We start from the raw sequence: 12,484 nt of genomic DNA, 5'->3' as shown, positions 1-12,484 counted from the left end.
TCAGGCATCTGACATCGAACACAGGAGGCACCATGCCCGTCACCGGCCCCGACTTCATCTCGCTCCAGGTCACCGACCTCGACGCCTCGCGCGTCTTCTACGAGCGGTTCCTCGGCCTCGTCCGCTCGCCCGCCGGACCCCCGCACGCCGTCGTCTTCACCACGACGCCCGTCGCGTTCGCGCTCCGCGACGTCGTGCCCGGCACCGACATCGCGGGTACCCCGCAGCCCGGGATCGGCGCGGCCCTCTGGCTGCACGCCACCGACGTCCAGGCGATCCACGACGCGCTCGTCGCCGACGGCCGCACCATCGTCGCCGCGCCGATCGACGGCCCGTTCGGCCGCACCTTCACCTTCGCCGACCCCGACGGCTACCACGTGACGCTGCACGACAGGGCGTGACCCGTGCGCTGTGCGGCCAGGATCCCGCGAAGATCTGCGCCGTGCGAGCTGAGACTCACATCCGGGAGAGCAGCACGTCCACCTCGCATCCCGGCAGCGCCGGGTCGAAGCCGTGCTGGACGAGCCAGCGGATCGCGGTGAGGCAGCGTCGAGACCAGAGTGCCCGGATCACGTCCGGATCGACGTCCGCCCCGTAGCCGACGAGCACGTCAGCGAGGCGGCCCTCGTGTCCCAGCGTGAGCGTGGCCAGGTCGGCCAGCGGATCTCCCGGGCCGGCCTCGCTCCAGTCGATGACGCCGGTCACCGTCGTCTCCTCGACGAAGACGTGGGCGATCTGGAGGTCCCCGTGCGCGAAGACGGGCTGCCACGGGCGGAAGGACGCTTCGCAGATCCGGCGGTTGCGCTCGACGACGGCGGCCGGGAGGGTGCCGCTCTCGACGAGCCACGCGCATTCTCGGTCGAGCCGCGCGCGCACCGCCGGGTCGGCGGGCGCCTTCGCCGGCCACGGCGGGAGCGGTGCGTCGTGCAGTCGACGGATCTCGGCGCCGGCGGCGCTCCATGCCGCGGCCGGTGCCGTGGCCTCCACGCCGAGTCGTCCGAGCGCATGGCCGGGCACGCAGGCTAGGGCGAGGACCGGCGGCCGATGCCAGAGGACCGGCGGGGTCGGCAGGGGCGCCAGGCCCATGGCGGCGACCTCGCGGTCGAGCCGTCGGCCGTCGGCGTCGATCTTCAGGAACGTGTCTCCGACGCGGATCGTGGCCCGCTCACTGTGGGCGACCAGCACCCGGACCTCATCCACGGCGTCGAGTGTCGCACGGCGCTGTCGGCGGCTTCCTGCGTCGTCAGCTCCCGAGCACCGCCTCCGCGATCCGATCGGCGGCCCGCTCCGGTGTGATGCGCGTCGTGTCCACGACCTCCGCCTCGGCATGCAGCCAGGTGCGCGCGGCCTCCTCGTAGGGCTCGACACGGGAGAAGCGGAAGGCGGACGGGCCGAGGTCCGGGTCGTGCTGGATCCGGTCCCGGAGCGTCGCGGTTTCCGCGTGCAGCACGAAGTGGCGGATCGGGATGCCGTGCGCGGCGAGGCCGTCGCTGATCTCGCGCCAGTACGCCTCGACGAGCACCGTCATGGGCATCACGAGCGTGCCGCCCGTGTAGTCGAGCACGCGGCGGGCCGTCTCGACGACGAGCGGCCGCCACGGCGTCCAGTGCTGGAAGTCGTCCAGCTGCGGGAGCGGCGGCCGGATGTCCATGAGCACCTCGCCGACCTTCTCGGCGTCGAGCACGCGGCTGTCGGGGATCCGCTCCTGCACGAGCCGCGCCGTCGTCGTCTTGCCCACCCCGTGCGTCCCGTTGAGCCAGATGATCATGGCCGGACGCTATCGCGGGCCGTGCGCCGGCGGCATCCGCCGAGCGATGCATCCGCTCCCGCCCTGGTCGCCGCCGGGTCGGAGGACCAGGCTGGGGGAGCGGCGGGATCCGGTCCCGCCCCGCGACGCGCGGCACCGCGCACCCGTGAGGACCTCCATGCTCTGCATCGTCTACTCCAGCACCGCCGAGCGGTCCTTCGACGACATCGACCTCGCCCAGCTCCTCGCGCAGAGCCGCGCGACCAACGAGGCCCACGGGCTCACCGGCCTGCTCGTGCACCGGCAGGGGCGCTTCCTCCAGCTGATCGAGGGCGAGGACGCGGACGTCCGGGAGCGCATGGACGCGATCCTCGCCGACGACCGCCACGGCCGCATCTCCACGCTGATGGAGGAGCACATCACCGAGCGGCAGTTCCCCGACTGGACGATGGGCATGGCGAAGTACGACGCCCGCGTGGCTGAGCGGATCCCCGGCTATCGCGCCACGTTCGACGACCTGCAGGGCGAGCGTCCGGACGATGCCATCCGGCCCGCGCTCCTCGAGCTGATCCGCTGGTTCCAGGAGGACACCGGCCGGCTGTCCTGACGGGCGCGGTCCCGCCGGTCCCGCTCCCCGCTCAGGCCGACGGCGTCGCGCTCCGCCAGAAGTCCGCGAGCAGGTCCGCGCTCGCCTCCGGCTGGTCGACCTGGGCGGAGTGGCCCGCGTCGGCGACCACCTCGTAGCGGGCGCCCGCGCGCTCGGCCATGTCGCGCTGCCAGTCCTTCGGCCACGCGTCGTCGGCGTCGCCGTGGGAGACGAGCACCGGGATCCCCGTCGCGCGGAGCTCGTCGACGCGGTCGGTCTGCGCCTGCATGATCTCCAGCGCGCCCAACAGCTGCGCCGACGCCGTGCCGAACAGGCGCGTGCGGAACCACTCCACCTCGGGGTCGCCGCCCTCGAGCTGCTCGGGCAGGAACCAGAGCGGCCAGAGGCCGGCGCTGCCGTGCGCCCGGATCGCGGCGATGCCCTCCGAGCGGTCGCCGCGGCTGCGGGGGCCCGAGTTCCAGTGCGTGTAGCTGGCGAAACGGCCCGGATCGCGGATCACCGCCTGGAGCCCGACGACGCCGCCGAAGCTGTGGCCGAGCAGGTGCACGGGGCCGAGGGGCGCGGACGGCTGCGCGTCGGCCGCGACGTGACGGCCGCCGGATCCGCCGACGCCCGCCAGCGCGTCGACCACGTGGTGCACGTCCTGACCGAGGGTCTCCAGCTCGTAGCCGGACGCGTCCACGGGCGGTTCGGCCTGCCCGGGGCCGGTGGATCCCCACTGCCCGCGCTGCGAGAACGCCACCACCGTGAAGCCGCGTTCGGCGAGCGGGCCGAGCAGGGGGAGGAAGTCCTCCTTGGATCCCGTGAAGCCGGGCACGAGCAGCGCCACGGGCGCCGTCGCCGGATCCCCGGTGCGGGCGGGCACGCGCACGGCCGAGAGCCGGGCCGCCGGGACCTCGATGGTGAAGTCCTCCGCATCCTCGGGCCGGTGGTCGGACAGGGTGCGCGGGGTGTGGGCGTCGGTGCTCATGTCGTCAGCGTAGGCCGGTGGTGGTGACGCGGCCGGGCGGATCAGCGTGCCGGCCGGATCGAGAACAGCTCCTCGGGGGTCGCGCCCGTCGCGTCGCAGATGAGGGTGAGGGTCGTGAAGCGGATGGCCTTGGCGCGGTCGTTCTTGAGGATGGAGAGGTTCGCCATCGTGATGCCGGTGCGCGTCGACAGCTCGGTGAGGGTCATTCCGCGCGCCCGGAGCACCGCGTCGAGGTGGCAGACGATGCGGTGCGGGTCAGACGACGCCATCGGCGTCCTCGGTGAGGCGCGCGCCCGCGCGGAACGCGGCCGTGAGCGACAGGGCGACGAGTCCGGCGAGGAGGAGGTCGACGGGCCAGGTGGGAAGCTGCGTGGTGATCTCGTCGTAGCGCGAACCCAGGAACGACTGCGTGGGATCGGCTCCCGTTCCCGTGCCGCTGCGGGCGATGAAGCCGAGGTGCGACGTGAGGTAGGCGTAGGCGACCGTGTCCATGCACCCTTGCGCGAGCCCTCCTGCGAGGAGGGTCACCGAGAGGCGGCGCCAATTGACGATCACGAACCCGTGGAACGGCTGGCCTTGCGCCACGCCGCGGATGGCTCGCAGCAGCCACGCCACGGCGAGGACCACGGTCACGGCGTGGATGAGGGGCGGCGCTGTCGCGAGGATGCGCAGCAGGAGGTCCGCGTCGCCGAGGGATCCCGTCCCACCATCGGCGGGCACGGCTCGCGTGATCTGGGGCAGGAAGGTCAGCGGGTGATCGGAAGGTGCGCTCCCGGAGAGCGCGATGGTCCTGCCCGTCAGCGTGCCGATGACTCTGCCGGAATCCGCGATCACCGTCGCCGTCATCACGAGCAGCAGCACGAAGCGCGTGACCCGCAGCACGCGCGGCCGCTCCCGGACCGGCCGGCTCTCGATGATCCCCGTGCTCGCCATGACGTCCCCTTGTCGATATTCGATGTGATCGACATTCGATAACACTCGGGGTGCCGAGCGCAAGCCCTCAGCCCGCATCCACCACCGGCAGCGTCAGCCGGAAGCGCGCGCCGGCGCCCGTGACGGCAGGCAGGCAGACGAGGTCGCCGCCCTGGGCGCGGGCGAGCGCGCGGGCGATGGAGAGGCCGAGGCCCGCGCCGCCGTGCTGGCGGTCGCGGCCGTCGTCGAGGCGCACGAGGCGGTCGAAGATCCGCTCGCGGTCGGCGTCGGGGACGCCGGGGCCGTCGTCGACGACCGTGATGCGGACGGTCGCCGCGTCCGCCGCCTCCGCCTCGACGCGCACCTCGGTGGCGGCGTAGCGAGCGGCGTTCTGGAGGAGGTTGTCGAGGATCTGCGCGAGCCGGTCGGGATCCGCGCGCACCGCAGGGGGAGCGCCGCGGACGTCGGCGACGACGCGCGTCCCCGGCGTGCGCGCCGCCTGCTGGGCGACGGCCTGCTCGACCACCTGCGGCACGCGCACGGGTCGGCCCTCGACGGAGAGGCCCTCGTCGAGGCGCGCCATCATGAGCATGTCGTCGACCAGGCGGCCCGCGCGGATCGCCTCGCGCACGACGTGCACGGACAGGCGCTCGCGCTCCTCGGCGCTCGGGTCGGTGCGCACGAGCGCGTCGGCGGAGGCGCGGATCCCGGCGACCGGCGTCCGCAGCTCGTGCGCGGCGTCCGCCACGAACGCGCGCATGCGGGCCTCGGCCGCGAGAGCCTGGCGCTCGGCGTGCTCGAGGTCGTCGAGCATCTCGTCGAACGCGGTCGCGGTGCGGCCGAGCTCGGTGCCCGGCCGGGTGGGGCGGAGGCGGCGGCCCCGGTCGCCCCGGCCGATGGACCGGGCGACGCCGGTCATGTCCTCGAGCGGCTGCAGGGTCCGGCGCACCACGACGACGAGGGCGACCGCCGCGAGCGCGAGGAACACCAGGGAGGCGACCGCGAGGATCCCGCGGAGGGAGGCGAGCGTGCCGTCCACGGATCCGGTGCCCGCCGACAGCTCGAGCACCGTGCCGTCGCTGAGGTCGGAGCGGAGGGTGATGCCGTCGGCCGACGAGCTGACCGAGCTGGCGCTCACCGTCACCGCGTCGTCGCGTGTCGTGGGGGCCGCGGTCGTGGCGGGGCCGGGCGCCTCGCCCAGCGGATCCGGCCCGGGCAGCGTTGCGCCGAGCGGATCCCGGCCCGGCCGCACCGAGACGGCGCCGCCGTCCGGGCTCGTGATCTGCACGGCCACGCCCTGGGCGCTGAGCCGCTCGGCGAGCGCGTCGTCGTCGAGCACGCCCACGAGCGCGGCGGCGGCCGACGCGCGGTCGGCGAGCCGGTCCTGGATCTGCTGCCGCAGCTGCGCGCCGAGGATCGCCTGCACCGTGAGCGACAGCGCCACGAGCAGCACGGCGAGGAGCGCGAGCACCGCGAGGACGGTGCGGGCGCGGAGGGATCCGGTGCGCAGCTGCGCGCCCGGCGCGAGGGCGACGGCGCGAGCGCGGGTACGACCGCGATCGCGCGCGCTCACGCCTCCACCCGGTAGCCGAGCCCGCGGACGGTGTGCAGGAGCCGCGGCCCGCGCGCCTCCATCTTCTTGCGCAGCGCGCTGATGTGGACCTCCACGAGGTTCGGGTCGGCCTGGTCGTAGCCCCACACCTGCGTGAGCAGCTGCGTCTTCGAGAGCGTGCGGCCGCGGTGCGCGGCGAGGTAGGCGAGGAGCTGGAACTCGATCGAGGTGAGCTCGAGCTGCTCGCCGCCACGCCGGGCGAGGCCCGCGTCGGGATCCACCAGCAGGTCGCCGATCTCCACCACGGACGCGAGCCGTCCGCGCCGCCGGAGCACCGCGCCGACGCGGGCCACGAGCTCGGCGAGCGCGAACGGCTTGACGATGTAGTCGTCGACGCCCTGTCCGAAGCCGCGCAGGCGGTCCTCGACGGCATCGCGGGCGGTGAGCATGATGACGCTCGCGTCGCACCAGCGGCGGATCCGCTCGGCCAGCTGGATCCCGCTCGGCCCGGGGAGCATCCAGTCGAGCACCACGAGGTCGGGCAGGAACCCCTTGACCTCCTCCTCGAGCTCCACGCCGGATGCGAGGCCGCGGACGACGAAGCGCTCGGCGGTGAGCGTGGAGACGACGGCGGCGCGGATGGCGGCGTCGTCCTCGACCACGAGGACGCGTGCGGGAGGGAGCATGCCCCGACTGTAGGAGCCGCGGATGGGGGCTCCCGGCCGCATGTCCGTTCGGGGCGCGGAACTTAAGGAGGACTTCAGATCCGCCGCCGAGCCTGAGATCACCGACCGCCGGCGCACCCCGCGTCGCGGCGACACGGAAGGACCACCATGGACGACACCATCACCGTCTTCGAGAAGCGGCCCGGGGATCGGAAGCCCGGCGCGTCGACCCCGTCCCCGCGGAAGCGCCGCGCGGGCATCGCCGTCGGCATCGCGGGCGCCTCCCTCGGGCTCGTCGCGCTCTTCTCCTCGGCGGCCTTCGCCGACGGGAACGGCGGCGACACCAGCGGCCAGGCCGGATCCGGGAGCAGCACGACCGCGACCTGCCCCGCCCCGCCCGCGCTGCCCGACGGCTCGACGCCGCCCGCGCCCGTGACGCGGCCCGACGGATCCACGCCCCCGGCCCCGCCGACGAACGCGGACGGGACCCCGGCGACGCCTCCGACCCCGCCGACGAACGCGGACGGATCCGCGGCGACGGTCCCCGCGCCGCCCACGAACGCGGACGGCACGCCCGCGACCCCGCCGACGCCTCCGACCCCGCCGACGAACGCGGACGGATCCGCGGCGACGGTCCCCGCGCCGCCCACGAACGCGGACGGCACGCCCGCGACCCCGCCCGCGCCGCCCGCGGACGGCTGCGCGCCGCCCGCCCCGCCCGTCGGCGCGGACGGCAAGGCGCCGACCCCGCCCGCCGGTCCCGCGGCTCCCGCCACGACGCCCGGATCCTCCGAGGGCTCGACGTCGGGCGGCACGCCCGCCACGACGCCCGCGCCCGCGGCGACGTCCGGCAGCTAGGACGGATCACCCGGCCGGGGCCCGCGACCACCGCGGGTCCCGGCCGCGCGTCTGCCACCATGGCCGGGTGACCGCCACCGTCCCCGCGCCCGCCCCGCTCGTCGGCACCCACGTCCGGCTCGACCCGCTCACGCCGGATCACCTCCCCGCCCTCCGCGCCGCCATAGCCCACCCCGCCGTCTTCGCGGGCGGCTTCGGTGGCGGCCCGGCCGGCCTCCGCACCGACCCGGCGGAGTTCGAGGCGTGGGCCCGCGGCTACTTCCGCTGGGACGACCTCCCGTGCGCCGTGATCCTCGTCGGCGGCCCGCACGACGGCACCCTCGTCGGCACCACGAGCCTCACCGAGCTCGACGTGCGCCGCGAGCGCGCGCACCTCGGCTGGACCGCCTACGACCCGCGCGTCTGGGGCACCGTCGTGAACGCCGAGGCCAAGCGCCTCCTGCTCGGCCGCGCCTTCGACGCGGGATTCGGGCGGGTGAAGCTCCAGGCCGACGCGCGCAACGCGCACTCCCGCGCCGCCATCCTCAAGCTCGGCGCGACCTTCGAGGGCGTCTGCCGCCGAGATCAGCTCCGCGCAGACGGCACCTGGCGCGACGCCGCGATCCACTCGATCCTCGCCGAGGAGTGGCCTGCCGTCCGCGCCGGCCTCGACGCGCGCATCGCCGCCCAGGAGGGGCGACCGGTCCTGTTCCGCACGCCCGCGGCCTGAGCGGGCGCGCCCGGCAGGACGGGACGGGAGACGGATCAGCCGGGGTCCGGATCCGCGTCGCAGGCCTCGGCGGGGTAGTGGAACTGCATGCCGATGGTGTCGATGGCGCCGGTCCACACCATGTCGCCGCCGACGCGGCGCAGCGGGGGAGCGGTGGAGTCGATGACGTCGGCCAGGCCGAGCTCGGCGATCCAGTCCTCGATGATCTCGCGGCGCGCCGCCCGCGAGTAGGCGTCGGCGCTCCCGATGAAGTGCACGAAGTCCGCGTCGCCGACCGCCCACGCCAGCGGGCGGAGGCCGCGCTGATGTCCCTCGGCGTTCCAGGCGATCGCGACCATGAGGTCGATGTCCCCGCGGTCCATCGAGCGGCGGCCGAGCGGGATGGGGGCTTCCGCGGTCACGGGCATCTCCTCGTTCGTCGTCCGGCTGCGGGATGGGCACGTGCGCGAGCTGATCCGGTGCTCCGTCGTGCCGGCGGCGCGAGCCGCTGAGGAGAGGAGACGAGAGGGGCGTCACCGAGCCCGAGCCCGACGAACGCGCGACCGCGCGCCGGGCCCTGCTCCCCGGCGCCCGGTTCGGGCGAGCACCTGGTGTGATCGCTGTCGCATCGCCGGGCAGTCGCGTTCCGGCGGTGCCACATGATGTCCCCCGCGACGGGTAACCGCTCGGGACTGGTGCGAACCTAGCTCCTCGGGTGAGGGAACGCCAGGGGCGGGGAGATACGGGGGCGCGTGCACCCGCGCGCATCGACCGCGTGCATGCCCGTGCGTGGTGACGAGGCTCTAGGCCGCGTCGGGCTCGCGCGGGAGCGGGTCCGTCACGGGCGGGACGGCGACCCCCGCGCCCGCGTCCTCGCCGGGACGGACGCGCGTGACGCGCAGCGAGTGCACGTGCAGCCGGGCGTCGTCCTGCCCCTCGGCCACGCGGATCACGCCGGGTCCGCGGCGCATCTGGACGTCGATGGCCAGCGTCCGGCGGGTCGCGCCCTCGACGAGCGGCGGGTAGAGCACGGTGCGGGTCTGCGCGCGATCGAACGCGAAGCCGAGGGCGAGCGGGATGGACGCGCTGTGGTCGTAGGTCACGACGACGGAGTGGCAGCCGTCGTCCTCGGCGACCACGGCGAAGTCGAGGTAGCTGCGGCTGCCGGGATCGGCGTCCGGGGGCGGGGGCGGTGCGCTCGAGTGGACGCGCGAGGCCTCGGCGGCGGGGTAGCTGCGGGCGTGGGGGATGGAGTGCCTCCGGGAGGTGCACATCGGTGTGACGGGACGCAGCGTCGGGACCGGTCGGGAAACCGTGCCCGGTCCTGCGGATCGGCGCGTCGGGCCGGTTCCGGCGGCGGCGCATCGAGGGGACCAGCTCGTGCTCGTGACGTTCGGATGTCGGGCGGCGCGTCGTTCGGCCCCGGCGATGCAGGGCGACGGGCTCACCATACGGCGTCCGGGGATCCGACGCGCCGGTCGCGCCCCCGTCCCGCGCACCGCCCTGCACGGCCGCTCCATCCGCCCGCTCCGCGCGGCCGCGTCCCCCGCACGGCGGACGCGGCCGGGCATCCGCCTCCCTACCGTGGAGGGACGACGCGACGACGGGAGACGCACGATGCAGAGCAGGTGGGCGGCCATGATCCTCGGCGACCGGGAGGATCCGCGTGCCCGGCTGCACGCGGTCTTCGGCGGGCCCGCCGCCACGAGCGGGCAGCCGCCCGCCGCCGCGCTGGAGTGGGCGGAGCGCACGCTCGCGGAGGCCGATCCCGCGCGCGCTGCCGAGGCCGTCGCGGCGACCCGGCTGCTGCGCCGGGCCGAGCCGCGGCTCACGCTGCGGTCCGCCGCGTTCCTCGCCGAGCACGCCGTCGCCCGTCGCCGCGCCGCGTGACGGACCGCGGATCCCTCCACCACGTGGAGCTGCAGGTGCGCGACCTCGACGCCGCGCTGGCCTCCTGGGGCTGGATCCTCGGCGAGCTCGGGTACGCGGAGGACGCGCGCTGGGCGGACGGCCGGAGCCTCCGCCTCGGCGACGCCTACCTCGTGATCGCCCGTGCTCCGCGCGACGCCCCGCACGACCGTCGCGGCGCGGGCCTCAGCCACCTCGCGTTCCACGCGGGATCCGCCGCCGACGTCGACCGGCTCTGGGCCGAGGCGCCCGACCACGGCTGGGCGCGCCTCTACGTCGACCGGCACCCGTTCGCGGGCGGGCCCGACCACCGCGCCGCGTTCCTCGAGGACGGCGAGCGGTTCAAAGTCGAGCTCGTCGCCGACGCCGCCCCGGACCCCGTCATCGCCCCCGGGGAGCAGGCGCCCGACGCCTGAGGGCCGACGCGCGGCGGCTCCCTCCTGCGACTCGAGTCGCAACGCGGGTGCCGACTCCCGCGCCCTGTGCGCGAGCGGCCGGGCGGGGAGCGTGGGATCCATGCACACGACACCCCGCTCCACCCCCGCCGCCCCGCCCCGCGGTCGCCGACCCCGGCGCCTCGCCGCGACCGTCGGCGCGCTCGCCCTGGCCCTCGCGATCCCGATCGCCGCGGGAGCCGCCACGGCCGCGAGCCCCGCGGATCCGCCGCCCCCGGCCCCGCCGCAGCACCAGCCCGGCGGCCACGACCTCACGAAGGCCGACCTCGACGCCTGGCTCGACGGCGTCGTCGGCGCGGCGCTGCCGACGACCGGGATCCCCGGTGCCGCCGTCGCGGTCGTCGCCGACGGCCAGGTGCTCACCTCCCGCGGCTACGGCCTCGCCGACACCGGCACCGAGGGCGGCCCCGCCCGCCCGGTGGATCCCGACGACACGCTCTTCCGCGTCGGCTCCGTCTCGAAGGTGGTCTCCGCCACGGCCGTCATGCAGCTCGTGGAGGAGGGCCGCCTCGACCTCGACGCCGACGTGCAGCAGTACCTCGACTTCGACCTCGACACCCCGAAGGGCGCCGTCACGCTGCGGAACCTCCTCACCCACACGGCCGGGTTCGAGGAGGTCATCACGGGCCTCATCGGCGTCGCCGGCAGCGAGCGCGACCTCGGCGACGTGATGAGGACGGATCCGCCGGAGCAGGTCTTCGCGCCCGGCACCACCCCCGCGTACTCCAACTACGGCGCGAGCCTCGCCGGCTACGTCGCCGCGCGCGTCGCCGGGAAGCCGTTCGTCGAGCTCGTGCAGCAGGAGGTGCTCGACCGCGCCGGGATGACCTCGTCGTCCTTCGCGCAGCCGCTCCCCGCCGACCTCGACGCGCGCCTCGCGAAGGGCTACCCCGACGACTCCCAGCCCTCGTACCCGACGGAGGTCGTCAACGCGGCGCCGGCCGGCGCGCTCTCGGCCACCGCGACCGACATGGCGCGCTTCATGCTCGGCCACCTCGGCGACCTGCCCGACGACGAGGCGCTGCTGGATCCCGCGACCCTCGACGAGATGCACCGCCCGGCCCTCGGCGCCGACCAGCTCGGCACCCTCGCCGCCGGCCAGCGCATGGACCTCGCCTTCTTCGACGACAGCACGCCCGGCGTCCCGGCGTTCGGCCACGACGGTGACACGAACGTCTTCCACACGGCCATGCGCATGTTCCCGGACAGCGACGCCGGCATCTTCGTCACGTTCAACGGCAACGGCCGCGACGCCGTCGACACGCTGGAGCTCCGCACGACCGTGCTGCAGGGCTTCGCCGACCGGTACCTGCGCGCTGCCTCCTCCGCCGTCGGATCCGCCGCGCCGACCGGCGACCCCGCGGCCGCCGCCGCGCTCGCCGACACCTGGCTCTCCTCCCGCTCCCCGTTCTCGAACCCGGGCGCGCTGCTGGGCCTCAGCGGCCAGACGGAGATCGTGCCGCGCGCGGACGGCACCATCGCCGTCACCCCGAAGCCGCTCGGCGTCACGACGGGCGTCTACGAGAAGGCGGGCGACGACCTGTGGCGCGAGGTGGGCGGCGACGCCGTGCTCGCGACGCGCGCCTCCGCCGACGGCGGACCGGTCGACGCGATCTCCTGGGGCGCGTCCTTCACGATGCTGCGGGCGGAACCGTGGCAGGTCGCATCCGTGGCGCTGCCGCTGCTGCTCGCGTCCGTCGCCGTGCTGCTCGTGTCGGTCGTGGCGTGGCCGGCCACCGCGATCGCCGGGGCCGGCCGCCGCCGGGCCGCGCGCGCCGCCGCCGCCCCCGTCACCCCGCGTCCCCGCCGCAGCCGGGCCCACCTGCTCTCCCGCATCGGCCAGGCCGTGACGCTCGTGGCGCTCCTCGGCTGGACCGCCGCCGCCGTCCAGGCCCTGTCGTTCGTCGACGTCCCCGCCGGCGCGCTCCGCACGCTGCAGGGGCTGCAGCTCCTCGGCACCCTCGCGGTGATCCCGGCCGCGGTCGCCGCGTGGCAGGCCGTGCGGACGCGGCGCGGGGCATGGATCGTCGCCGGGCGGATCCTCGTGCTCCTCGCGCTGGTCGCCGTCGCCGCGTTCGCGGTCGGCTTCCGCCTGCTCGCGCCGAGCGTGAGCTACTGATGC

At 75.5% G+C, this 12,484-nt stretch carries 16 protein-coding genes; 7 read left to right on the top strand and 9 right to left on the bottom strand.

The window, feature by feature from the left end; all coding sequences use genetic code 11:
• Nucleotides 1-32: 32 nt before the first annotated feature.
• Complete coding sequence (locus ITJ44_RS06065; protein WP_194633812.1) at nucleotides 33-401, top strand: VOC family protein; 369 nt, start codon at nucleotides 33-35, stop codon at nucleotides 399-401.
• A 55-nt stretch (nucleotides 402-456) separates the two neighbouring features.
• Here the strand turns inward: ITJ44_RS06065 and ITJ44_RS06060 are convergent, their stop codons facing one another.
• Complete coding sequence (locus tag ITJ44_RS06060; RefSeq protein ID WP_194633811.1) at nucleotides 457-1,200, bottom strand: phosphotransferase; 744 nt, start codon at nucleotides 1,198-1,200, stop codon at nucleotides 457-459.
• Between the two features lie 43 nt (nucleotides 1,201-1,243).
• Nucleotides 1,244-1,768, bottom strand: coding sequence for an AAA family ATPase (locus ITJ44_RS06055; protein WP_194633810.1), 525 nt, complete (start codon nucleotides 1,766-1,768; stop codon nucleotides 1,244-1,246).
• A gap of 145 nt (nucleotides 1,769-1,913) precedes the next feature.
• Between ITJ44_RS06055 and ITJ44_RS06050 the strand changes: the two genes are divergently transcribed.
• Nucleotides 1,914-2,354 (top strand): BLUF domain-containing protein, encoded by a 441-nt coding sequence (locus tag ITJ44_RS06050; protein ID WP_370551627.1) that lies wholly within the window; start codon nucleotides 1,914-1,916, stop codon nucleotides 2,352-2,354.
• A gap of 31 nt (nucleotides 2,355-2,385) precedes the next feature.
• On the opposite strand, the gene ITJ44_RS06045 is transcribed toward ITJ44_RS06050, so the two are convergent.
• The 5 genes from ITJ44_RS06045 to ITJ44_RS06025 all read right to left on the bottom strand — a co-directional run bounded on the left by ITJ44_RS06045 (nucleotide 2,386) and on the right by ITJ44_RS06025 (nucleotide 6,474).
• Nucleotides 2,386-3,324 (bottom strand): alpha/beta fold hydrolase, encoded by a 939-nt coding sequence (locus tag ITJ44_RS06045; protein ID WP_194633808.1) that lies wholly within the window; start codon nucleotides 3,322-3,324, stop codon nucleotides 2,386-2,388.
• Nucleotides 3,325-3,365: 41 nt separating this feature from the next.
• Entirely contained in the window at nucleotides 3,366-3,593 is a 228-nt protein-coding gene (locus ITJ44_RS06040) for a helix-turn-helix transcriptional regulator (protein ID WP_194633807.1), read from the bottom strand.
• Complete coding sequence (locus tag ITJ44_RS06035) at nucleotides 3,580-4,257, bottom strand: hypothetical protein (RefSeq protein WP_194633806.1); 678 nt, start codon at nucleotides 4,255-4,257, stop codon at nucleotides 3,580-3,582. The genes ITJ44_RS06040 and ITJ44_RS06035 overlap by 14 nt, the downstream gene beginning before the upstream one ends.
• 67 nt (nucleotides 4,258-4,324) lie before the next feature.
• Entirely contained in the window at nucleotides 4,325-5,809 is a 1,485-nt protein-coding gene (locus tag ITJ44_RS06030; protein WP_194633805.1) for a HAMP domain-containing sensor histidine kinase, read from the bottom strand.
• Complete coding sequence (locus ITJ44_RS06025) at nucleotides 5,806-6,474, bottom strand: response regulator transcription factor (protein ID WP_194633804.1); 669 nt, start codon at nucleotides 6,472-6,474, stop codon at nucleotides 5,806-5,808. Before ITJ44_RS06025 ends, ITJ44_RS06030 begins: the two co-directional genes overlap by 4 nt.
• A 147-nt stretch (nucleotides 6,475-6,621) precedes the next feature.
• Between ITJ44_RS06025 and ITJ44_RS16070 the strand changes: the two genes are divergently transcribed.
• Together ITJ44_RS16070 and ITJ44_RS06015 are read left to right on the top strand one after the other, a co-directional pair.
• Nucleotides 6,622-7,311: a hypothetical protein gene (locus tag ITJ44_RS16070; protein ID WP_194633803.1), complete on the top strand. Its 690-nt coding sequence runs from the start codon at nucleotides 6,622-6,624 to the stop codon at nucleotides 7,309-7,311.
• Nucleotides 7,312-7,378: 67 nt separating this feature from the next.
• Nucleotides 7,379-8,020, top strand: a complete 642-nt coding sequence (locus tag ITJ44_RS06015; RefSeq protein WP_194633802.1) for a GNAT family N-acetyltransferase — start codon at nucleotides 7,379-7,381, stop codon at nucleotides 8,018-8,020.
• Between the two features lie 35 nt (nucleotides 8,021-8,055).
• Here the strand turns inward: ITJ44_RS06015 and ITJ44_RS06010 are convergent, their stop codons facing one another.
• Nucleotides 8,056-8,421 (bottom strand): hypothetical protein, encoded by a 366-nt coding sequence (locus tag ITJ44_RS06010; protein WP_194633801.1) that lies wholly within the window; start codon nucleotides 8,419-8,421, stop codon nucleotides 8,056-8,058.
• A 381-nt stretch (nucleotides 8,422-8,802) separates the two neighbouring features.
• A complete protein-coding gene (locus ITJ44_RS06005) occupies nucleotides 8,803-9,273 on the bottom strand; it encodes a hypothetical protein (protein ID WP_194633800.1) in 471 nt (156 codons plus the stop codon).
• Nucleotides 9,274-9,616: 343 nt separating this feature from the next.
• On the opposite strand from ITJ44_RS06005, the gene ITJ44_RS06000 reads away from it, so the two are divergent.
• The 3 genes from ITJ44_RS06000 to ITJ44_RS05990 all read left to right on the top strand — a co-directional run bounded on the left by ITJ44_RS06000 (nucleotide 9,617) and on the right by ITJ44_RS05990 (nucleotide 12,481).
• Nucleotides 9,617-9,889, top strand: a complete 273-nt coding sequence (locus ITJ44_RS06000) for a hypothetical protein (protein ID WP_194633799.1) — start codon at nucleotides 9,617-9,619, stop codon at nucleotides 9,887-9,889.
• The gene (locus ITJ44_RS05995) at nucleotides 9,886-10,323 is read left to right on the top strand and encodes a VOC family protein (RefSeq protein WP_194633798.1); all 438 of its coding nucleotides are present in this window, start codon (nucleotides 9,886-9,888) and stop codon (nucleotides 10,321-10,323) included. Before ITJ44_RS06000 ends, ITJ44_RS05995 begins: the two co-directional genes overlap by 4 nt.
• A 100-nt stretch (nucleotides 10,324-10,423) precedes the next feature.
• Nucleotides 10,424-12,481 carry a serine hydrolase gene (locus ITJ44_RS05990; protein ID WP_194633797.1) on the top strand — a complete coding sequence of 686 codons (2,058 nt, stop codon included), beginning with the start codon at nucleotides 10,424-10,426 and terminating at the stop codon, nucleotides 12,479-12,481.
• The last annotated feature ends 3 nt before the right edge of the window (nucleotides 12,482-12,484 follow it).

The sequence above is a fragment of the Clavibacter sp. VKM Ac-2873 genome (genome assembly GCF_015351075.1).
Taxonomy (GTDB): Bacteria; Actinomycetota; Actinomycetes; order Actinomycetales; family Microbacteriaceae; genus Clavibacter.
The sequence above is the reverse complement of the archived record's forward strand: the minus strand, read 5'-3'. Positions and strand labels throughout refer to the sequence as shown.

What these genes read in the sequence shown, in the direction of transcription:
- ITJ44_RS06035 (WP_194633806.1), bottom strand. Translation starts at nt 4,257, where the DNA reads ATGGCGAGCACGGGGATCATCGAGAGCCGGCCGGTCCGGGAGCGGCCG.
- ITJ44_RS06045 (WP_194633808.1), bottom strand. Translation starts at nt 3,324, where the DNA reads ATGAGCACCGACGCCCACACCCCGCGCACCCTGTCCGACCACCGGCCC.
- ITJ44_RS05990 (WP_194633797.1), top strand. Translation starts at nt 10,424, where the DNA reads ATGCACACGACACCCCGCTCCACCCCCGCCGCCCCGCCCCGCGGTCGC.
- ITJ44_RS16070 (WP_194633803.1), top strand. Translation starts at nt 6,622, where the DNA reads ATGGACGACACCATCACCGTCTTCGAGAAGCGGCCCGGGGATCGGAAG.
- ITJ44_RS06005 (WP_194633800.1), bottom strand. Translation starts at nt 9,273, where the DNA reads ATGTGCACCTCCCGGAGGCACTCCATCCCCCACGCCCGCAGCTACCCC.
- ITJ44_RS06025 (WP_194633804.1), bottom strand. Translation starts at nt 6,474, where the DNA reads ATGCTCCCTCCCGCACGCGTCCTCGTGGTCGAGGACGACGCCGCCATC.
- ITJ44_RS06065 (WP_194633812.1), top strand. Translation starts at nt 33, where the DNA reads ATGCCCGTCACCGGCCCCGACTTCATCTCGCTCCAGGTCACCGACCTC.
- ITJ44_RS06040 (WP_194633807.1), bottom strand. Translation starts at nt 3,593, where the DNA reads ATGGCGTCGTCTGACCCGCACCGCATCGTCTGCCACCTCGACGCGGTG.
- ITJ44_RS06055 (WP_194633810.1), bottom strand. Translation starts at nt 1,768, where the DNA reads ATGATCATCTGGCTCAACGGGACGCACGGGGTGGGCAAGACGACGACG.
- ITJ44_RS06000 (WP_194633799.1), top strand. Translation starts at nt 9,617, where the DNA reads ATGCAGAGCAGGTGGGCGGCCATGATCCTCGGCGACCGGGAGGATCCG.